This window comes from Flavobacterium subsaxonicum WB 4.1-42 = DSM 21790, from assembly GCF_000422725.1.
Lineage (GTDB): Bacteria > Bacteroidota > Bacteroidia > Flavobacteriales > Flavobacteriaceae > Flavobacterium > Flavobacterium subsaxonicum.
In genome coordinates this window covers 130444-149977 of record NZ_KE383910.1, presented here as the reverse complement: position 1 = coordinate 149977, position 19534 = coordinate 130444, and the positions used below count along the sequence as shown (strand labels likewise).

General features: G+C 42.2%; 20 protein-coding genes. 4 read left to right on the top strand and 16 right to left on the bottom strand.

Annotated elements, in window-relative coordinates; translation table 11 throughout:
• Positions 1 to 37: 37 nt before the first annotated feature.
• The 4 genes from G509_RS23175 to G509_RS0117355 are packed head-to-tail and all read right to left on the bottom strand — an operon-like array spanning position 38 to position 3270.
• Complete coding sequence (locus G509_RS23175; RefSeq protein WP_081663339.1) at positions 38 to 163, bottom strand: FeoB-associated Cys-rich membrane protein; 126 nt, start codon at positions 161 to 163, stop codon at positions 38 to 40.
• 6 nt (positions 164 to 169) lie between these two features.
• The gene (gene feoB, locus G509_RS0117365) at positions 170 to 2287 is read right to left on the bottom strand and encodes a ferrous iron transport protein B (RefSeq protein ID WP_026992702.1); all 2118 of its coding nucleotides are present in this window, start codon (positions 2285 to 2287) and stop codon (positions 170 to 172) included.
• A gap of 1 nt (position 2288) precedes the next feature.
• Positions 2289 to 2522: a FeoA family protein gene (locus G509_RS0117360; RefSeq protein ID WP_026992701.1), complete on the bottom strand. Its 234-nt coding sequence runs from the start codon at positions 2520 to 2522 to the stop codon at positions 2289 to 2291.
• Between the two features lie 55 nt (positions 2523 to 2577).
• Positions 2578 to 3270 carry an SCO family protein gene (locus G509_RS0117355; protein ID WP_026992700.1) on the bottom strand — a complete coding sequence of 231 codons (693 nt, stop codon included), beginning with the start codon at positions 3268 to 3270 and terminating at the stop codon, positions 2578 to 2580.
• Between the two features lie 162 nt (positions 3271 to 3432).
• Here G509_RS0117355 and G509_RS0117350 point away from each other — a divergent pair, with 162 nt between their 5' ends.
• Both G509_RS0117350 and G509_RS0117340 read left to right on the top strand, forming a co-directional pair.
• Entirely contained in the window at positions 3433 to 5493 is a 2061-nt protein-coding gene (locus tag G509_RS0117350; RefSeq protein WP_026992699.1) for a M13 family metallopeptidase, read from the top strand.
• Between the two features lie 515 nt (positions 5494 to 6008).
• Complete coding sequence (locus G509_RS0117340) at positions 6009 to 6671, top strand: response regulator (RefSeq protein WP_026992697.1); 663 nt, start codon at positions 6009 to 6011, stop codon at positions 6669 to 6671.
• On the opposite strand, the gene G509_RS0117335 is transcribed toward G509_RS0117340, so the two are convergent.
• From G509_RS0117335 to G509_RS0117315, 5 genes are all read right to left on the bottom strand, one after another.
• Positions 6668 to 7465 (bottom strand): SDR family oxidoreductase, encoded by a 798-nt coding sequence (locus G509_RS0117335; RefSeq protein WP_026992696.1) that lies wholly within the window; start codon positions 7463 to 7465, stop codon positions 6668 to 6670. The two genes, G509_RS0117340 and G509_RS0117335, sit on opposite strands and share 4 nt — an antisense overlap.
• Positions 7466 to 7502: 37 nt before the next feature.
• A complete protein-coding gene (locus G509_RS22415) occupies positions 7503 to 9266 on the bottom strand; it encodes a bifunctional GNAT family N-acetyltransferase/carbon-nitrogen hydrolase family protein (RefSeq protein ID WP_035739296.1) in 1764 nt (587 codons plus the stop codon).
• 157 nt (positions 9267 to 9423) lie between these two features.
• Positions 9424 to 10311, bottom strand: coding sequence for a class A beta-lactamase, subclass A2 (bla, locus tag G509_RS0117325; protein WP_026992695.1), 888 nt, complete (start codon positions 10309 to 10311; stop codon positions 9424 to 9426).
• A gap of 175 nt (positions 10312 to 10486) precedes the next feature.
• The gene (locus G509_RS0117320) at positions 10487 to 10972 is read right to left on the bottom strand and encodes a hypothetical protein (protein WP_026992694.1); all 486 of its coding nucleotides are present in this window, start codon (positions 10970 to 10972) and stop codon (positions 10487 to 10489) included.
• A gap of 5 nt (positions 10973 to 10977) precedes the next feature.
• The gene (locus G509_RS0117315; protein WP_161627183.1) at positions 10978 to 12291 is read right to left on the bottom strand and encodes a cellulase family glycosylhydrolase; all 1314 of its coding nucleotides are present in this window, start codon (positions 12289 to 12291) and stop codon (positions 10978 to 10980) included.
• A 238-nt stretch (positions 12292 to 12529) separates the two neighbouring features.
• Here G509_RS0117315 and G509_RS23000 point away from each other — a divergent pair, with 238 nt between their 5' ends.
• Entirely contained in the window at positions 12530 to 13225 is a 696-nt protein-coding gene (locus tag G509_RS23000; RefSeq protein ID WP_026992692.1) for a GLPGLI family protein, read from the top strand.
• A gap of 38 nt (positions 13226 to 13263) precedes the next feature.
• Here G509_RS23000 and G509_RS0117305 read toward each other — a convergent pair whose 3' ends face one another.
• The 7 genes from G509_RS0117305 to G509_RS0117270 form a co-directional block, all read right to left on the bottom strand.
• Entirely contained in the window at positions 13264 to 14259 is a 996-nt protein-coding gene (locus G509_RS0117305; RefSeq protein WP_026992691.1) for an acyl-ACP desaturase, read from the bottom strand.
• Positions 14260 to 14265: 6 nt separating this feature from the next.
• Positions 14266 to 15000, bottom strand: a complete 735-nt coding sequence (locus G509_RS0117300) for a lysophospholipid acyltransferase family protein (protein ID WP_026992690.1) — start codon at positions 14998 to 15000, stop codon at positions 14266 to 14268.
• A gap of 158 nt (positions 15001 to 15158) precedes the next feature.
• Positions 15159 to 16166 carry a ligand-binding sensor domain-containing protein gene (locus G509_RS0117290; RefSeq protein ID WP_207382719.1) on the bottom strand — a complete coding sequence of 336 codons (1008 nt, stop codon included), beginning with the start codon at positions 16164 to 16166 and terminating at the stop codon, positions 15159 to 15161.
• Positions 16167 to 16323: 157 nt separating this feature from the next.
• Entirely contained in the window at positions 16324 to 16734 is a 411-nt protein-coding gene (locus tag G509_RS0117285; RefSeq protein WP_026992688.1) for a BrxA/BrxB family bacilliredoxin, read from the bottom strand.
• Between the two features lie 72 nt (positions 16735 to 16806).
• Entirely contained in the window at positions 16807 to 17952 is a 1146-nt protein-coding gene (locus G509_RS0117280; protein WP_026992687.1) for a lycopene cyclase family protein, read from the bottom strand.
• Between the two features lie 78 nt (positions 17953 to 18030).
• Positions 18031 to 18180 (bottom strand): hypothetical protein, encoded by a 150-nt coding sequence (locus tag G509_RS23585; protein WP_165571300.1) that lies wholly within the window; start codon positions 18178 to 18180, stop codon positions 18031 to 18033.
• The gene (locus G509_RS0117270) at positions 18177 to 18752 is read right to left on the bottom strand and encodes an ATPase (protein WP_026992686.1); all 576 of its coding nucleotides are present in this window, start codon (positions 18750 to 18752) and stop codon (positions 18177 to 18179) included. The genes G509_RS23585 and G509_RS0117270 overlap by 4 nt, the downstream gene beginning before the upstream one ends.
• Positions 18753 to 18880: 128 nt before the next feature.
• Between G509_RS0117270 and G509_RS0117265 the strand changes: the two genes are divergently transcribed.
• Complete coding sequence (locus tag G509_RS0117265) at positions 18881 to 19534, top strand: metal-dependent transcriptional regulator (RefSeq protein WP_026992685.1); 654 nt, start codon at positions 18881 to 18883, stop codon at positions 19532 to 19534.

Sequence of the window (19534 nt, the reverse complement as noted above, 5' to 3'; positions counted from 1 at the left end):
TAAAACTGCAAACTGAACACTGTAAACTGCCCACTGCCTAATGGCATCCGCAGTCATCGCCGCCGCAACCGCCTGCTTTTTTCTTTTTAAAGAAAAATTTCTTTATCAAAAAAGCTGCTGCTGCTGCAACTATAAGGTATGTTATAATGCTTTGTATATCCATTGTAGTTTACTTTAAAAGCTGGTACGCTATTAACGACACAACATAAGCAAAGGCACTCATGCCTACCAATTGTATTATAGGCCATTTCCAGGAGTTGGTCTCCTTTTTTGTAATTGCCAGTGTGCTTATGCATTGCATTGCAAAAGCATAAAACAGCAATAATGATGCCCCGGTTGCAAAATTAAATATCTTTTCGCCGGTAACGGGGTTAACCTCGGCCTCCATGCGCTGTTTAATGGTAGCCTCGCCACCATCGGCATCTTCGGCGCTGCTGCCAATGTTGTAAATGGTAGCCAGTGTGCCCACAAAAACCTCTCGTGCCGCGAAAGACGATACTATGGCAATACCAATCTTCCAGTCGTAACCCAACGGGCGAATAATCGGCTCTATACCCTTGCCCATAATACCAATGTAGGAGTTCTCTAACTGGTAGGCCGCCACTTTATCGTTAAGGGCACCTTCGTCTAATGTTTTGCTTTCGGGTTGCGCGGTAACAATGGCTTCGGCATTGCTAAAGGCAGTACCCGGCCCGTGCGAGCCTAAAAACCATATAATAACCGATAGCGCCAAAATTATCTTACCAGCGCCATACACAAACGCCTTGGTTTTTTCTAAAACGGTAAGGGCTATGTTTTTAAGCAGGGGTAGTTTGTAATTGGGCATTTCGGCTACAAAAAAGCTCTTGTGCTTAACTTCTAAAATCTTGTTTAATATCCATGCCGAGATTATAGCCCCGCCAAACCCTAAAAGGTACAGCAGCATAAGCGTTAAGCCCTGCAGGTTAAAAATGCCAAGCACATAGCGGTTGGGTATTACTAACGATATTAATATAGTATACACTGGCAGCCTTGCAGAGCAGGTAGTAAACGGGGTAACCAGTATGGTAATAAGCCTTTCGCGCCAGTTTTCTATATTACGGGCAGCCATAATAGCCGGTATGGCACAAGCCGTACCCGATATTAACGGCACCACGCTCTTGCCGCTAAGGCCAAAGCGTTTCATTATCTTATCCATTAAAAAAACCACGCGGCTCATGTAGCCGGTTTCTTCCAGTACCGATATAAAGAGGAACAAAAACGCAATTTGCGGAATAAAAATAACCACACCCCCTATGCCGGGAATAATACCCTGGGTAATAAGGTTGGTTAATTTGCCGGGCGGCATATTCTCTGCAGTAAAGGCAGATAGCCATGCAAAACTTTCGTCTATCAGATCCATTGGTACGCTCGACCACGAAAATATCGACTGGAAAATTAGCATTAGTATGGCAAAGAAAATCGCGTAGCCAAAAATCTGGTGCGTTAGCACGCGATCCAGCCTGGCGCGAAGGTCGTTGGCCTTACTGCGGTCTACCGTTTGGCCTACCTTAAGCACATCGTTAATAAACTGGTAGCGCTTAATGGTTTCTTTTTGCTGAAGCCTTTTTAGCTCTGATTTTGTTTTGGTGAACGATGTACCCTGAAGCTCTTTAATATCGATAAGCCCAAAGTTAACGTCCTGCGTTATTACCAGCCACAGCTTGTACAGCAACTGGTTAGGAAAGGCAAGCCTAAGGCGGTTAAAATAATCAGGGTCTATGCTCGATGCATTAAGGCACGGCTCGTGGCTTAGTCCTTTATAATTTACAATAAGCTGCTTAAGGTGGTCTATACCCGTGCCCTTGCGCGAGCTTACCAGGGCAATGCGGCTTTTAAGGTGTTCTTCGAGGTACGGAATATCCAGCGTAATGCCCTTGCGCTCCATACGGTCACTCATGTTTATAACAAGCACGGTAGGAATTTCAAGATCTTTAATCTGGGTAAATAAAAGCAGGTTTCGCTTAAGGTTCTCCACGTCGGTAACCACAACGGCCACATCGGGGTAATCTTTATCGGTTTTATTCAGCAACAGCTCAATAACCACATTCTCATCCATAGAGCTGGCATTAAGGCTGTAGGTACCGGGCAGGTCTAAAATAAGGCCCTTGGTGTCTCCGGGCAGGCGGCAGGTACCGGTTTTACGTTCTACGGTAATGCCGGGGTAGTTGCCCACCTGCTGGTTAAGGCCGGTAAGATGGTTAAAAACCGATGTTTTACCTGTATTGGGGTTGCCTATTAAGGCTATTTTTAAAGTAGTGCCAGCCATTTTAGTCCGTTATAATTACAACGTCTATTTCGGCAGCGGTTTCAAGGCGAATAGCCACATGGCTGTCGTTAACGTTAATGTAAATTGGGTCGCCCAGGGGGGCAATTTGTAAAAGTTGCACCTCGTTGCCGGGTAGGCAGCCCATTTCTAATAGTTTCAGCGGTATCGCATCTACATTAAAATCGGTTATAATGGCTTTCTGGCCTTTTTTAAGAGCGTCGAGAGTGGTTTTCAATTGTTATTTAGAATAAATTTAGATTACAAAAGTAATAATAAATACCTAAACCCCCTTAGTTTTCGTGCTCAGATAACCATTTAATATCATGCAGCAAATCCTGCATGTTTTTTTCGCCTTCCACCTTCTTATTTAGGTTGGTGCCGTTGTAAAACCCACGAATCCTGCCCTTTTGGTCTACCAGTATAAAATTTTCGGTATGCACCATGTCGTACAGTTCAGATGAGTCGGAAGTTTTAACCGCCAGGTAGCTCTTGCGGGCAATGTAGTAAATGTCTTTTTTATCTCCGGTAACCAAATTCCACTTGCCGTCTATAGCGCCTTTTTCTTCGGCGTAAGCCTTAAGAACGGGCACCGTATCAATATCTGGTGTAACACTGTGCGACAGCAGCATAACATCGGGCATGGCCTTAACCTGGTCCTGTAGCCATACCATATTGGTTGTCATAATAGGGCAAATGCTTTTGCAGGTGGTAAAAAAGAAATCGGCTACATATATCTTGCCCTTGTAATCGTTCTGGGTAACGGTTTTGCCGTTTTGGTTGGTAAAGGCAAAGTTGGCAATTTTATGGTGGCGGCCCACACGCTGAATGGTGCTGTCTACCAGTTCCGGGCTAACATCGGCAGGGCTGTATATTTTAGGGGCAGGATCTGTTTTAAGTAAATTGTACGACAGGCTTAAAAAGGCTACAGATAGTATTACAAACACAATAATAAGCAGTCGGTATTTTTTTAAAAAGGCAATCATGGGTAAAAATTTTTGCAAAATTACAAAACAACCATCCATCAGTGGGTCTATTTTTTAGGGTTTTATCTTATAAAAGTGCATTTACATCCATATTTAACAAATAGTGGAACTGTTTTTGAATACTTGCATTTATATTTGTAACCGGGATTTTAAAATTAGAATATGAAATTACACAACAATGCAAAATTTGCTGCCGCAGCATTAGTACTTGGCAGTACCTTTTGCAAAGCACAAACTGCGCCTGCCAAACAGCAGGACAAGCCGGGCATTAAACTGGAGTACATGGATAAATCAGTTAAGCCGGGCGACGATTTTTTTAAATATGTAAATGGCACATGGGTTGCCAATACACAAATACCGGGCGACAAAACCCGTTGGGGAAGTTTTGACGAACTTCGCGAAAACACTAATAACGATGCACTTGCCATTTTAAAAGAGGCTGCCGCCGATAAAAAACTTTCGGCAACCAGCGATCAGGGCAAAGCCGCTAACCTGTACAGGTCTATTATGGATACTGTGGCCCGTAACAAGGCCGGGATTGCTCCGCTAAAACCCTACCTTGCTAAAATAGATAAGGTTAAAAATGTAAAAGACTTACAGGCATTGCTTACCGAAATGGAACCCGAAGGTGGCCTTGGCTTTTTTGGTGTTTACGTAGGTGCCGATGCTAAAGACAGTAACAAAAATGTAGCGTATCTTGGTGTTGCCAGCCTTGGCCTGCCGGATAGGGATTATTACGTATCTGAAGATGCCGACTCTAAAGAAAAACGCGAAAAGTATGTAACGCACGTTGCCAAAATGCTTGGCTTTTTAGGGGTTAAAGATGCTGCTGCACAAGCCAAAAACATACTAAACCTTGAAATTGCATTTGCCCAGCCTATGTTTGACAGGGTTGAAAGCCGCGACGACAGAAAGAGCTACAACCCAATGACGGTTGCCGAATTGCAAAAAATTACGCCTGCCATTAACTGGGATGCTTACTTTAAAGGTATTGGCATTGCCAATCTTAAAACGGTTATTGTTAGCCAGCCTAAATACATGGCAGCTTTGCAAACTATTCTTGCCCAGAACAAGGTGGAAGAATGGAAAGCCTATTTGCGTTGGACATTGTTAAGAAAATCGGCTGGTATGCTGTCTACCGATGTGGAGATGGCCAACTGGGAATTTTACAGCAAAACCTTAAGGGGTGCCCTTAAACCGGAGCAACGCGATAAAAATGCACTACAAACTATTAACGGTACTGTAGGCGAAGCGCTTGGTAAATTATATGTTGCCAAGAAATTTCCGCCAGAGGCTAAAGCTAAAGCAGAAAGCATGATAGCTAACGTTATCAAGGCTTACGAAAACCGTATTAACAACCTGCCGTGGATGGCTAAAAGCACCCGCGAGGCTGCTATAGAAAAACTACACAGGCTGTCTATAAAAATTGGCTATCCAGATAAATGGAAAGACTACTCGGCTCTTACCATTGCTAACCCTGCCGATGGTGGTACGTTTTTTAGCAACATGAAAAATGTATCGAGATGGAGGCATTCTGAAAACATGGCCGACCTTAATAAGCCTGTTGATAAGACAGAGTGGGGTATGGCGCCGCAAATTGTAAACGCTTACTTTAACCCGTCTTACAACGAGATCGTGTTCCCGGCCGGTATTTTACAGCCGCCTTTTTACGATTACAGGGCCGATGAAGCTGTTAACTACGGTGGGATTGGTGCTGTTATTGGCCACGAGATTTCGCATGGTTTTGATGATAGCGGATCGCGCTATAACGCCGATGGTAACCTTGTTAACTGGTGGAGCGATGCCGATTTAACGCAGTTTACCGGCCTTGCCGATAACCTTGCTACACAATACAGCCAGCTACAGCCTTTACCGGGCATTTATGTTGATGGTAAATTTACCCTTGGCGAAAACATTGGCGACCTTGGTGGTGTTAATGCTGCTTACGATGGTTTACAACTGTACCTTAAAGAAAAAGGTAACCCGGGACTTATAGATGGCTACACGCCAGAGCAGCGTTTCTTTATTTCGTGGGCTACAATATGGCGTACTAAAATGAGGGACGAAGCTATTAAAAACCAGGTGAAGACAGATCCGCACTCGCCAGGTATTTACAGGGCTTACGTGCCGCTGCAAAATGTTGACGCTTTTTATCAGGCATTTGGCATTAAGCCGGGCGATACCATGTACGTTAAACCAGACGACCGCGTAAAGATCTGGTAAGATAAAATCGGCCTTAAAGCCCTTCTTACAAAAAGAACTATAAAAAAGCCTGTCCGTTAATCCGGGCAGGCTTTTGTTTTTTTATCTTATCTATTCTAACCATTGGGCGGAGAAAAAAGCGGAATGACTAATATTTTAGGAAATATATGTTAATGCTATCATTAATTTGTACTTTTAGGTTGTAAGATTTGTTAAAATAGTTAAGAGGTTTTAAATAATAAATAGTATTATACCTACAAAATTTATATTTTAGATTTTATTGCGTTGCGATACACATAAAAATGCAGAATATTGCCCTTGTAAGAATAAAAAAAAGTCAAAAAATACAATGTAAAATTTACGCCCTTGTAATTTCGATTACTGCTAAAGCCCATAAAACATTGGGATTCAAAAAAATAACCTCTATTTTACCGGTTAAAAATGTGGAAATCCGTAAAGTGTTAATTGCGGGAAATCCGTAATTTATATAAATATTTAAAAATTAAATTTGTTTAGCGAATACTAAATGCCACGGTTTGAAGAAAAGATTACATGCACTTGCCATAGACGACCATGTTGTAGTACTTGAGGGTTACCATTTTATGTTTAAAAATCTTAACCAAAATTTTAAAGAACTACAATTTGTAAAAGCCCACGATTGCAAAACAGGTTACCATGCAATAACAGAGCATGAAGATAACCCCTTTGATATTGCACTTATAGATTACAGTATACCCCAGTTTCCTGAAAAGAAATTGTTCTCGGGCGAAGACCTTGCCGTACTTGTAAGGCAAACCATGCCCAAATGCAAAATTATAATGATGACCATGCACAAAGAGGTTGACATTATGAACAGCATTTTGCAAAAAGTTAACCCCGAAGGTTTTATTAATAAAAGCGATTGCACTACAGATGAGCTTATAGATGGTTTTCAGCTGGTGCTAAAAGGCAAAACCTTTTATTCGCAAACCGTAGCTAACTACATAGCACGCAGAAACAACGGCATAGTGCTGGAAGATATTGATGTGCGTATTATACTGCTGCTTGCTAAAGGCGTTAAAAATAAAAACCTTACCAAATACATTCCGCTTTCTGAGAGTTCTATAGAAAAAAGAAAGTACCGTATTAAAAGGCTTTTAGAAGTAGATGGCGGCGACGAAGACCTTATTAACGAGGCCCGTACCAAAGGGTATATTTAAACTCTGCTAAACGTATAACCCAATACATTTACTACTTTATCGGTTACTATAGTTTTACCTACAGAGGGTACGCTGTGGTTAAATTTAGGCAGTGGTAAACCCATAGCTTTGGCCTGGCTGCAATAGTATTCTTCGCGGGTAGGGTGGTTGGGCATAACGCCATTAAAAACCTCTCCCCAAACTTCTTTATCTATAATGGCAAGGCTAATGCCAATGCAATCATCTAAATGGATAAGGTTAATGGGTGCATTTGGGTTGGCAATATTCTCGCGCCCGGCAAGGTATTTAATAGGGTGGCGCTCTTCGCCAAACAAACCGCCAAGGCGCAAAACAGTAGTTTTAAAATTGGGGTTGGTCTGCAATACCTTTTCGGCATCCAGTATCTGCCTGCCGCTTTCGGTATCGGGGTTGGCGGGTGTGGTTTCGGGCACTTCTTTATCTTCATCGGCGTAAACCGATGTTGCACTTACAAACAGCACCTTTTGTATGCCCGCCTTTTCTATATGCGGAATAAGCTGCTGCATTTTGGCAGGATAATTATCGCTGCCTGCCGTTATAATACTGGGCGGTATATTGATAATAAGCACCTCGCTGCCCTCTAAAAAATGCTGCATGGCATCTGCTAAAAGGCTATCGCCTAAAGCTATCTGGTGCGGGTCGATACCCTCTTTTTTAAGGGTTTCCAGTTTATCAAACGTAGTGGTAGAGCCCTTTACGGCAAAGCCTTTTTTAAGTAATGCTTTTGCTAAAGGCAGGCCCAGCCATCCGCAGCCCAGTATGCTTATTTGTGTCATTTGTAAGAAATTATTGCGCCAATATACGGCAATTTTATTAGCCTTTAACCTGTCTTTTTATAGTTTTAATCTCAGGGCCATTAACAGCCTTGGCAACAATGGGTTTCGCTTTTGGCGCCGCTGCCCTTGGGGGTGTTGCTTTTGGCGTTGCAGTCCTGCCTGTTCTTGCAGGTGCTTTAACGGGAGTTGGTTTTGGCTCAACAGTAGCATCTTCAATAGGCAAATCGGGCACGTCGTCCAGTTTAGATTCGGCTTTTTTGCTAACGGGCTGTTTTTTTATACGGTACAGGTCCTGGCGGCGGTCTTTTAGAATACGCACACTGCCAAACTCGTGCAGCTCTTTAAGTAAATCCAGGTCGACGTCCACAATAATGGTCATCTCGGTGTTTGGGGTAGCTTCGGCTTTTATCCCGTTAGACGGGAACGAGAAATCCGATGGCGTAAACACAGCCGTTTGCGCGTACTGGATATCCATATTATTAACCCCCGGCAGGTTGCCCACACATCCTGCAATGGCCACGTAGCACTCATTCTCTATAGCGCGTGCCTGGGCACAGTGCTTAACGCGGGTATAGCCGTTCTGGGTATCGGTTAAAAAGGGCACAAACAATATATCCATACCTTCATCGGCCATTAGGCGTGCCAGTTCCGGGAACTCTACATCGTAGCAAATCATAATACCAATTTTACCGCAGTCGGTATCAAAAGTCTTGATCTCGCTGCCGCCCACCATACCCCAGTAGCTAACCTCGTTAGGGGTAATGTGAATTTTAGTATACGTTTCGAACGTACCATCGCGCTTGCATAAAAAGCCCACGTTATACAGGTTACCGTCTTCTACCATAGGCATACTACCGGTAATAATGTTAATGTTGTACGATATTGCCATTTCCTGGAAACGCTTGCGGATAGGCTCGCTATAGCGGGCAATTTCCCTAATGGCATCGGCCTCGCTAAGGTGGTTAAAGTCGGCCATAAGCGGCGCCACGAACAACTCGGGGAACAACGCAAAATCGCTTCCGTAGCCCGATACGGCATCGATAAAAAATTCGGCCTGCTCAAAAAGCGCCTCTACATTGGCAAGGGGGCGCATTTGCCACTGTACCAAACCAAGGCGGATGATGCTTTTACGGGTGTTGATAAGCACCGGGCTTTTATCGTAGTAAATGTTGTTCCACTCCATAAGCACGGCATAATCCTGAGAGTCGTTATCGCCCTCCAGGTAGTTGCGCATTACTTTTATAACGTGAAAATCGTTGCTTAACTGAAACGCCAGCACAGGATCGTGAATTTCTTTCAACCGTACTTTTTCGATGTATTCCTTTGGTGTAAGCTCATCGGCATGGTCGTTAAAGTTGGGCATACGGCCGGCAAAAATTATAGAGCGCAGGTTTAGCTGCTCGCACAATTCTTTACGGGCCTCATACAAACGGCGGCCCAGGCGCAGCCCACGGTAGGCGGGATCTATAAAAACGTCTATACCATAAAGCACCTCGCCATCGTAATCGTGGGTGTTAAAGGTATAGTTGCCGGTAATTTTTTCGTAGGTGTGGTTAGAAGTAGCTTTTTTATGGTCTACAATAAGCGAGAGGGCAGAGCCTACCACCTTATCATCTACCAGCACCACCAGTTGCCCTTCGGGAAAAATTTTAAGCAGCCGCTTAATATCATTCTCGCCCCAGTAAGGCTCGTCCATATCCATATCAACATCCTTATAGGCATGCTGCATGGTTAAACGTAGTTCTTTATAGTCTTCTATTCGTAAATTGCGGAGTTCTACTTTGTTGATTTCTGCCTGCATATATCTTTTCTTCTTTGTGTTGGCCTCACCCCCAGCCCCTCTCCAAAGGAGAGGGGAGCCGGAGACGTATAGGGGTTTCTCAAAAGTACAAAAATCATTCCGTTTGTTAACATTTGGAAATGGTTAAGGCGGTGTTAAAGAAGGTTACGGCTAACGACTACTGCTTATTAAAATAGTTATAGGCTGCCTTGGCGATATCTGAGATTATTTTCTCGTTGGTTTTTTCGTCTTCTTTAGAATTAGATACAAACACGCTGATATAAAAATGCTTTCCGTTTGGGAGCAATATAACGCCAATATCGTTTACCGCAGCGGTAATGCCTTTATACGATCCTGATGTTCCGGTTCTGTGTGCAACAATGGTAGTTGATGGCAGTTGCCCTTTAATTCTTTTAGCCCCAACCTGGGTTGCTTTCATGGTGGTCCATAAAAAATCGTAGCTGCCTTTAGATAAAAGTTCTGGGTTGTTGTAATAAGCAATCAGTACATCGCTGGCAGATTTGGGTGTTGTCCAGTTGCTAAACTGGGTTTCCCAGTCTTTGTGCATATCTTCTTCGGTGGCTTTTATGGCAATGTCTGTAAAGTTATTTTTTATAAAGTAATCTTCTACAAACTTAGGCCCGTTTAAAAGCCGTAATAAAATATCGCAGCCATTGTTATCGCTTTGTATAAGGGTGTACTCTAAAATCTGTGCCAGCGATAATGTTGCGCCATCAGGATATTGGTCGCGCATTGGGCTCCAGGTATCTTTAAGCAAATCTTTTTTGTCAACCACTATCTTCTGGTCCAGTTGTAAATTCCCCTTATCAACTTCAGAAAGCACTGCTATGGCAATGTGAAATTTAAAGACACTCTGTAAAGGAAAATGCTTGCTGGGGTTAATGTTTACCGTATCGTTTACATTATTGCCAATTATAGAAACCCCAACGGTTGCTTTCTTATTTTTTACAATCTTATCGATATCTTTTTGCAACTGGCTAACCTGTGCAAAAGACGTTGCAGCCAGTAGAAAAATAAAAGTAGTACTAAATGTTTTAAGGCGCATGTAAGAAAGTTATTAGTAGTTGAGGTATTGATGATAACAAAGATACTACTATCAACAAAACAAAAGGCTGCCCCACTACAAGACAGCCTTTGCAACTAACATAAATACTCAATCGTACTATTGGCAGCAGGGCTACCTAATGCTTATAACCCTGCTGCCGCCCCTTAAAAATTACCTATTCGCGTTCTGATATTGGCCCGGAGTAGTGGCCTGTGGCTTTATCTCCGGTATCGGTAGTAACCGTAAAAGTTATGTCTACCTTGGTGTTATTATCGCTCAGTTCAATTTTTATATTACCGCCCTGTACGCTATCGGCACCATCGCTGCCTTTGTAGTTAATACCGCCGGTCCAGAAATTAGTTTGCGGATCGTAGGTTTGTATATCGCGGTCGGGGTGTGCGGTATAGCTGCCGCCAATATCAGCCAGCATGGTCCATGCAAAAATTAGCTGCACGGTAGATTCGTAATTTCCGTTACCAAAGTCGGTAAAGAAAAAATATACATCATCGCCCACAATATAATATTCGGCTTCGCTAAGCGCATACTCCTTGCCCAGGTAACTGTACTTGTTGTTGCCGGAAACTCCGGTACTGCCCTTATCGTCATCGCCGCTGCAGGCTGCTGCCATTACAAGCAGCAGTAAAAAAGCAATCTTTTTCATACTATCTAATTTTTAATAATTTTTTGTTGATAGGTGCGGCCGTCTAAAGTAGTAGCCTTAAAAAGGTATACCCCCGCCGACAGGTCGTGCATGCCTACATTGGTAAACCCGGAGCTAATGGTTTTTACCAATGTGCCCAAAAGGTTATACACCTGCACCTGTTTAATTTCAGTGGCATGGGTAAAGCTCACCGTCTCGGTTATTGGGTTAGGGTAAGCCGTTAGTGTTTTAGTAGCTGTAAGGGCATTGGTTGCCATTACGGGCTGCGCGTTGCAGGTGCCGCTTATAAGGCCGTATGTGGTGTTATATACAATATCGTTACCGTAGGTGGTAAGATTGGCAAATTCGCCGTCAGAAGTCAGCTCACGCGGGCTGCTGCAATCCTGGTCATAAGTCCATGCCAGCCAGCCAATGTTGCGGGTGCAGGCTTCCTGTAATATAATAGGGTACAGGTTAGCAAGGCTGTACTGGCCGCAGGTGGCATCGTCCTGGGTGTTGGCTACCTCGCCTAACACAAAGCATACATTGGTGTTATTGGCCTGGTTTAATTTGGTTTGTACCGCTGCCTGGGTGTTGGCATACGAGTACCAGTAGGCATGCGCCGAAAAGATAAGGTTATGATCCGGGTCTGATGTTACCATGCTCTCGGCTATCGATAGCAGTTGGGTAGATGACTGGCCGCAATCGGGCGCATCTATCATAATCGGTACATCTACATTCAGGGCCCTAAGCTCGCTAATTAGCGTGTTGTAGTTGGTTTTAAAGGTGTTTAAGGCGCCATCGTTACCCCACATAACATAGCCAAACTCGTTGGCAAGGTTAATAATGAGGTGCTCCTCGTGCTCTTCTATAAGCTCTAAAACTTCGGGGCTTTTCCACCAGTTTTTAACGGTGCTGTTAAAGTAGGTCCAGTCGTTAGAGCAGGTAATAAACCCGGGGTCGTGAAGCTCTAAAATCGGAATCATACCTTTCTGAATGCAGTAGCCAATAATGTTGCTAAGGTGGCCATTGTTTACATAGCCATTAATGGTGCCGGGCGTTTGCACATCGCGCCAGTGCTTGCCATTAGTATACCAGGGTAGCCGAATGCAGTTGGCGCCGGTAAGCGCAGCCTGATCTATTTTGTGCTGGTACTGGGCAGCATTGCTTAAAGATATGCCGCCATCGTCTATAAGAGGGTAGTTAATACCACGCAGGGTAACGGTGTCGCCATTGGTTAGCGTAAGTTGTTTGTTTATTACCCGCAGGGTTTGCGGGGTTTGGCTAAATCCTGAAAAGGATAGTAAGCACAGTAGTACTAAGAATGTAACTTTTTTCATTGGATTGGTAGATTTAAAATTGTAAGAATTACTAAACTTTTGGTTGTGAAACATTTAAACACAGCACCAAAGCTAACGTGCTTACCTATAGTTAAAAACACAAAATATACCAACAACGGTTTAAATAGACGAAGAGCGGTTTTTGACTTTGACCTTTGTTAAAATAATGTTAAGTGCGGATTATTCGTACAGACTGCTGCCGAATATAATTTACTATTGCAGTACTAAAACCTTATATATGAAAAAGATACTACTTGCCCTGCTCTTGCTAATGGGTGTAAGCGTTTACAGCCAGCAAAAAAACGTATATGTACAATACACCGCCCTGATACACGATGAAACAGGTTTATACGGGCAGAATGATTTTTTGAGGCGAACACTGGAGGATGCCCTTGCCAGCACAATGAGTTTTGGGCTGGTTATTAAAAATAAGGATGCCAAATTTTACAATGAAACTTACAACAGCCCTACCCTTAATGGCGATAGAGAAATGATAGATTTAAGCCTTTTGCTTTTCGCAGAATACGGAGGCGTTAACTATACGCTTGATAATATGGTTTACAATCAGCATGTAAACTCCGGTGTTAGCACCTATACCAAGTCGGGTGGGGTAAACAACTGGACAATTAGTAAAGAAACCAAAGTAATAAACGGCAGGCTGTGCCAAAAGGCCACTACCTTTTTTGTGGTTAAAAACAAGCTGGGTGTATATAACCACCCTGTAACGGCGTGGTACTGCCCGGAACTTAACTACAGCTTTGGCCCCATAGGCTATGGCAATTTACCGGGACTAATTACAGAATTAACGGTGCGAAATGTTACCTACACCCTTACCACTATAGACGAGGCAAGTGCCAAAGATTTTGACACAAAATTTCTTGCTACACAAAAAATCCAATCTCAGGAAGAGTTTGACCGCGAAATTGGCGGTTAGTATAAAACAGTAAAGGTTGGCATAAGCCAACCTTTATATTATTTAATCAGTGCCGGTTTAACCCATTTAAAAATGTGGGGCTCCTGCGGTATAACTAATCGTTCAGATATTTTTTGCATTCTGTCCGGCAGTCGCATAAGGTAATCCCTTGCTTTTTCTGCTTCGGCGGTAAGCCCTTCTATTTTGTCAATTTGCCATTTTTCTACCAGCTTGCGCAAAATATCAACATAATCGGAAGCGGTGTAAACGCCAATGCGTTGTGCCGAATCAGAGAACTGCTCAAAAGCAGAGCTTATCTTTTGGCCTGATTCTCTTAAAAAGTGGGCCGGCATAACAATTTTTTGTTTCATCATGTACTGGAAAGCAAGCATCATTTCGCTGGGGTCTACCTTAAAAATCTGGTCTACAAACTCGCTGTACGCCATGTGGTGGCGCATCTCATCTCCCGCAATAAGGCGGCACATTTTAGACAGCTTGTTATCGCCGTATTTTTTAGCCAGCTGCGATACACGGTTGTGCGATATGTATGTAGCCAATTCCTGAAAACTGGTGTACACAAAGTTTTTATACGGGTCGCGGCCGGTACCAATATCAAAACCATCGTTAATAAGGTGCTGCGTGGTCATTTCAATCTCGCGCATATCTACACGGCCAGACAGGTACAGGTACTTGTTTAGCAAGTCGCCGTGGCGGTTTTCTTCGCCCGTCCAGTTGCGTATCCATTTACTCCAGCCATTGCCTTTATCTTCGGTTTGGTTAACACCTTCCACATCCATAAGCCAAGACTCGTAGGTAGGCAGGGCTTCTTCTGTAATGGTATCGCCCACAAGTACTACCCAAAAATCATAAGGCAGGTCTTTGGCAAGTTCTCTAAGCTCTTTAACTTCCTCAAAAAAGATCTCGTTTTGAGAGTCTGGCAGCAAATCCGTAGGCTGCCATATTTTTTCGACCGGAATAAGATAACTATCAACAAAAGTGTCGATGTTCTTTTCCAGAAACTGCATTACTTCCAGTCGAACGTTTTTTATAGACATGATATTTTAATTTTTTATTCCTTGTATTACTGCATTCTCAGTTCTCGTTATCACTTCTTCAAAAGGAATATTCTTAATAGCAAAAGGTTCCTGTATTGTAAAAGTTAGCCTGCTGCCCAATCCCAGCGGGTACTGCCCAAAGCGTACTATTTTCCAGGAATTGCTTATACTAATTGGTACAATATACGCAGAAGGAGCGTTTTTACATAGTATTTTAAGACCGTTTTCTGAAAATTTCTTGGGTATACCATCCCTGCTTCGGGTGCCTTCGGGGAAGATTACAGCAGATCGGTTGTATTTTTCTATATATTCTGCCAGGCTTTTTATTGCCGGTAACGCCTGCCTGGAGTCTTTTCTGTCTATTAAAACGCTGCCGCCGTGCCTTAAATTGTACGACACGCTTGGTATGCCCTTGCCCAGCTCTTTTTTACTGATAAATTTGGGGTGCACTTTGCGCATAAACCAGATGATTGGCGGAATATCATACATGCTCTGGTGGTTAGCCACTATAATAAGCGGTACACCCACAGGCACCTTTTCCATACCATTAAATGCAATAGTGGTGCCAAGAATATGCAGGCACCTTGTAAGCCCTGCATTTAATATATCTACGCTTTTTTTATGCGCCTGGTAACCAAACACATTAAGGCATAACCACTGTATTGGATGAAAAATAACCAACAGCAGCAGGAACACCAGGTAAAAAATTATTGTTAAGGGATAAGATAGTATCTTTTCCATGTACGCACTTAAAAATTCGCGTAAAAGTAGTACCTTTTTTGTTAATAATAAAAACAATTGCTATGCAGGCATAATTACTAACAAAAAAACCATGCAATTGCATGGCTTAGCAAAAAATTTAGCCCGCTAAAACACTCCTAATAATATTTTTTTATAAATCATTGTAAACTATCATTGGTTTTAAAGTCGGTTATGTCCTTTCCGTTATATCGATACACGCCATTTAAAGATCCAAACCAGATGCGTCCATCGTTAGCTTCCAAAATGCCGAAGATCATCTTTTCTCCCGACTTCACTTCTGTTGCAACAGGCCTACCATCGGTTAGTGTTTTTGCATCATAGCGCAAAAGTACCCAACCCTGTCGGTCAGCGTTTTCTGAACTGGTCCAGATATTGCCTTTTTTATCTTCGATTATATAGCCCACAAACGCATGCGTAAAATTGGTAAATGTACTGCCGTTGTAACGCCAAAGGCCATGAGCTCCGCCAAGCCAGACAGCGCCCTTTTTATCTTCTATAACAGAGCGTACATTTTTAAAAGCTTTGCCATCTGCGTTGGTAACGGTAGTAAATGTTTTACCATCATACACAAAGGTATTGCCGCCTGTAGCAAACCAAAACTTGCCTGTTTTGTCTTCAACAATACAATTAACAGCGTAAGAACGCCTCTTAGCAAAAGTTTTTCCTGTACCATCCTCATTCATCGTATTCCCATCTATAACATAATTTTGAAAGGACTCCCCATTGTAACAGCTTGCCCCTCCGGAAACACCAAACCAAATGTTGCCTTTATTATCTTCATAAATAGCGGTAACTTCATTATTAAGAAGGCCGTCGCCGGTTGTAAAATTTTGAAAGGATTTGCCATCATAACAATAAACCCCGGAGCCGATGGACCCAAACCACAAGTTGCCTTTTCTATCTTCTAAAACTGAAAAGAAACGTGCCGAACTCACATTGCTTATAATATTGGTAAAAGACTTTCCATCGTACCTAAAAATACCGGTAAACGCAGCAATCCAAATGTTGCCCTTTTTATCTTGTATTATATTTCGGGTAATCCCTTTAGGTCCGTAAGGGGTAGTTACACCCTGCATTTCAGGGCTAACAATAATTTTTCTTCCTTCTGCGCGGTTTTGTTTACACGAAATCAGAAAAACGGACATTAAGATCAAAATATATATACGAAGGTATTTCATCGGTCTTCCTTTTAAGAATCATGTTAAAGTACGGCATTTTTATAACGCGTCGGAGAAAAAAGCACACCTGCATAACAAAAAAACCACGCAATTGCGTGGTTTTAAAAGTTGTAAATCTTATAGATTAGCAGTACTCGTCGTAAGCATCTTTAAGGTTATCGGCAATCATCTCTGCAGGGCGGCCTTCAATGTGGTGGCGCTCTAACATGTGTACCAGTTCGCCATCTTTAAATAAAGCCATACTTGGCGATGATGGAGGAAAAGGGAACATAAGGCTTCTTGCCTCATCTACCGCTTCTTTGTCTACACCGGCAAATACCGTAATAAGGTTGGTAGGCGTTTTAGCATTGGCAAGGCTCATTTTAGCGCCCGGCCTTGCATTACGTGCTGCACAGCCACAAACAGAATTTACTACTACAAGTGTAGTACCTTCTTTACTTATTGCGTTTTTAACCGCATCGGCCGTATATAAATCTTGAAAACCTGCTTCCGATAGTTCGGCACGCATGGGTTTTACCAGTTCTTCAGGATACATAATTATAATATTTAAAATTATACTGCAAAGATAAATAATTTTTATCCAATTGTATAACCGTAAATTATTTTGTTACAGATTTAGCATTCTGCGCAGCAGCGCATTAATAAACAAACCCTTAGGGCATTTAGATATTACCGCTAAATCTTCGGATAAAGTGGTCTCTTCATCTAAAAATTTAAAGATGGGTGCTGCCTTGCCGTTTTTAAACATTGCTGCAAAAATAGCCGACCCTTTGTGGTTTTTGCGCGCCAGTATATCCAGCAGTAGCAAATCGTAACCCCAGAATTTATTCTTTTTATAGAATTTGGTGAAATCGTTTTGAGATTGAATAAAGTGCACCACCTCGCGCGATTTTTTATCGGCATTTTTAAAGGTGTAGCCTGTGCTGGCCTTGGTCCATCCGCCGGCCGACCCTATATTTAATATGTTCTTGGTGTTGTGCTCCCAAAACTTATAGCTCGTCATAGGTATGCTGCCGCGCTCTTTATCTACAATTTCATATTCTGTAATGCCTTTATCTGTTAGGTACTGCTTAATAGCCTCTTCATATTCGGCTATAGCCAAAAGGTCTTTCGAGAAAAGGGTGTATTCTACAATAGCCTCTGTGCCCGAAAAGGGCAGCACATACATAAAGCGCGTATTGCCTTTTTGTACAATGCTAAAATCCATAAAGGTGGGCTTATGGGCATTAAAAGCAGGTGTGTCGGTTTTTACGTGCCAGCCAATAAAGTGTTGTTGCAGTAGCGGGTATTTTTTTTGCGATGCCGGTAACGCCGGATTGTAAATACTGTTGAATAACTTATTGCAGGTGTAGCTCTCCACGTCGGTTTTTACAAGCACGTGCATGCCCAAATCGGCAAAATCAGTCACTTTTTGGTGTGCGAATGCTATATTGCTGTGCTTTTTAAGCTCGGCCAGCACAAAATTATAAAAGTCGATACCGCGAATCATGTTGTATTCGTAGCCATCAAAATCGAGGTCGGTTCTAAAGTTTTGGCTCGCGAACAGGGCGGTGTTCCAATGCCTCAAGATAATATCATCCCAAATGGTTATACCGCGCTGCCAGAAGCACCAGGTGCGGTCGTTTTCTTTTTTGGTATCGGTATCCAGTAACAGTATCGATGCATCATTAAACCTGCCCGAAATAGCCATGCGGTACACCGTCATCAGGCCCGATAGCCCTGCGCCTGCAAAAATGTAGTGGTAATGCTTCATTACTTCAAAAGTAGCGAATTATAATAAAAAAGCCTGTCAAAATAAATTGACAGGCCTGTATAGGATTTTTATAATGCCTTATGGCTTTACACGTATTATTTTTCCGTCCTTATCAAGAATAACAAGCTCGCTGTTCATTTTCTTTTTAAAGGCAATAAGATTTTCGTACACTTTACCCATACTTTCTATGATCTTGGCTTGGGTTGGGGTTCTTTTATGCTCACTCATAATATTATAGCTTTTAGCTTTTCAAACTTAGTTTTATTTATGATGCCAATATCTGTTCCTAAATTTTTTTCTGCTATTATTTCGGGCATCCCGAAAGAATTATCAAATATAATAGCTTCGTTAACAACAGGCAGGTAAATATCAAATAAATTTTTTATTCCGTTTGCATACCTTCGTTTAATAACGTCGATTGCAATATTGTGCCCGCCTTCAGACACCCTTGTCTTAACGCGTTCTATGGCAAGGCTTACATCTTCAAGCCAAAAGAACAAAAGTATTACTTTATAACCCAGTTGTTGGGCAGCAATAACTTTAGACTTATAACTTTTTGTTGCCAACGTGGTTTCAAAAGAAAATGTTTCGCCCGCTTCTAACAGTTCGTTTATACGGTGTAACATTATACGCCCGGCTTCAAAAGAAACTTTCTCCGGCTGAAAAGGCGACAGGCCTTTTGCTATTTCATCGGCATTTACAAACTCTTTACAATCTAATATTTCGGGTAAGATTGTAAAAGAGGCAGTGGTTTTTCCAGCTCCGTTACAACCCGAAATTATATATAAATTTTTACTCATTTATAACAAAGGTAATTAAAATCGAAAACCAAAAACTGTCAAGAAAATGTTATTTTTTTAGCCTTGCCTAAAAATATCTTTCATTAATCCAAATTATCACTATATTTGTGCATAATGTCCTAATTTACATGACCTACTCCGAAGAAAATTACCTTAAAGTTATCTACCACCTTTCTCTTAACCACAGCAAGGGCGTAAACACCAACTCTATTGCTAATGTAATGGAAAGCAAGCCATCATCGGTTACTGATATGGTGCAGAAGCTTGCCGAAAAAGAACTGGTTATTTATAAAAAATACCAGGGCGTATCGCTTACCGAAAAAGGTAAATTTACGGCCCTGATGATAGTGCGCAAGCACCGCATGTGGGAAGTTTTTTTGGTAGAAACGCTTGATTTTTCGTGGGATGAGGTACACGATGTTGCCGAGCAGCTGGAGCACATAAAATCTGAAAAACTGATTAATAAGCTGGAGGAATTTCTGGGTTTCCCTACAGAAGACCCGCACGGCGACCCGATACCCGACCGTAATGGTAAAATTGCCAAAATAGATAAAAAACTCCTGTCGGAAATTAATGCCGGCAAAAAGGTAATTTGTGTGGGAGTAAAAGACAGTTCGCCACCTTTTTTGCAATATCTCGATAAACAGCAAATTGCCCTTGGCTCTACTATAGAAGTGGTTTCTAAAGAAGATTTCGACCTTTCGCTTACCCTTCGTGTAGACGATAAAGATGTTACCGTATCTAACAAAATTGCCTCTAACCTGTTTGTAAAAACACTATAA

Excerpts from the sequence above, each read along its gene's own strand:
- G509_RS0117285 (WP_026992688.1), bottom strand. The coding sequence starts at position 16,734 with ATGTATCCTGAAGAACTGGTAAAACCCATGCGTGCCGAACTATCGGAA.
- G509_RS0117355 (WP_026992700.1), bottom strand. The coding sequence starts at position 3,270 with ATGATTGCCTTTTTAAAAAAATACCGACTGCTTATTATTGTGTTTGTA.
- G509_RS0117305 (WP_026992691.1), bottom strand. The coding sequence starts at position 14,259 with ATGTCTATAAAAAACGTTCGACTGGAAGTAATGCAGTTTCTGGAAAAG.
- G509_RS22415 (WP_035739296.1), bottom strand. The coding sequence starts at position 9,266 with ATGCAGGCAGAAATCAACAAAGTAGAACTCCGCAATTTACGAATAGAA.
- G509_RS0117300 (WP_026992690.1), bottom strand. The coding sequence starts at position 15,000 with ATGGAAAAGATACTATCTTATCCCTTAACAATAATTTTTTACCTGGTG.
- G509_RS23175 (WP_081663339.1), bottom strand. The coding sequence starts at position 163 with ATGGATATACAAAGCATTATAACATACCTTATAGTTGCAGCAGCAGCA.
- G509_RS0117335 (WP_026992696.1), bottom strand. The coding sequence starts at position 7,465 with ATGACACAAATAAGCATACTGGGCTGCGGATGGCTGGGCCTGCCTTTA.
- G509_RS0117290 (WP_207382719.1), bottom strand. The coding sequence starts at position 16,166 with ATGTCCGTTTTTCTGATTTCGTGTAAACAAAACCGCGCAGAAGGAAGA.
- G509_RS23585 (WP_165571300.1), bottom strand. The coding sequence starts at position 18,180 with ATGAGTGAGCATAAAAGAACCCCAACCCAAGCCAAGATCATAGAAAGT.
- G509_RS0117265 (WP_026992685.1), top strand. The coding sequence starts at position 18,881 with ATGACCTACTCCGAAGAAAATTACCTTAAAGTTATCTACCACCTTTCT.
- G509_RS0117280 (WP_026992687.1), bottom strand. The coding sequence starts at position 17,952 with ATGAAGCATTACCACTACATTTTTGCAGGCGCAGGGCTATCGGGCCTG.
- G509_RS0117315 (WP_161627183.1), bottom strand. The coding sequence starts at position 12,291 with ATGAAAAAAGTTACATTCTTAGTACTACTGTGCTTACTATCCTTTTCA.
- bla (WP_026992695.1), bottom strand. The coding sequence starts at position 10,311 with ATGCGCCTTAAAACATTTAGTACTACTTTTATTTTTCTACTGGCTGCA.
- G509_RS23000 (WP_026992692.1), top strand. The coding sequence starts at position 12,530 with ATGAAAAAGATACTACTTGCCCTGCTCTTGCTAATGGGTGTAAGCGTT.
- G509_RS0117270 (WP_026992686.1), bottom strand. The coding sequence starts at position 18,752 with ATGAGTAAAAATTTATATATAATTTCGGGTTGTAACGGAGCTGGAAAA.
- G509_RS0117320 (WP_026992694.1), bottom strand. The coding sequence starts at position 10,972 with ATGAAAAAGATTGCTTTTTTACTGCTGCTTGTAATGGCAGCAGCCTGC.
- feoB (WP_026992702.1), bottom strand. The coding sequence starts at position 2,287 with ATGGCTGGCACTACTTTAAAAATAGCCTTAATAGGCAACCCCAATACA.
- G509_RS0117350 (WP_026992699.1), top strand. The coding sequence starts at position 3,433 with ATGAAATTACACAACAATGCAAAATTTGCTGCCGCAGCATTAGTACTT.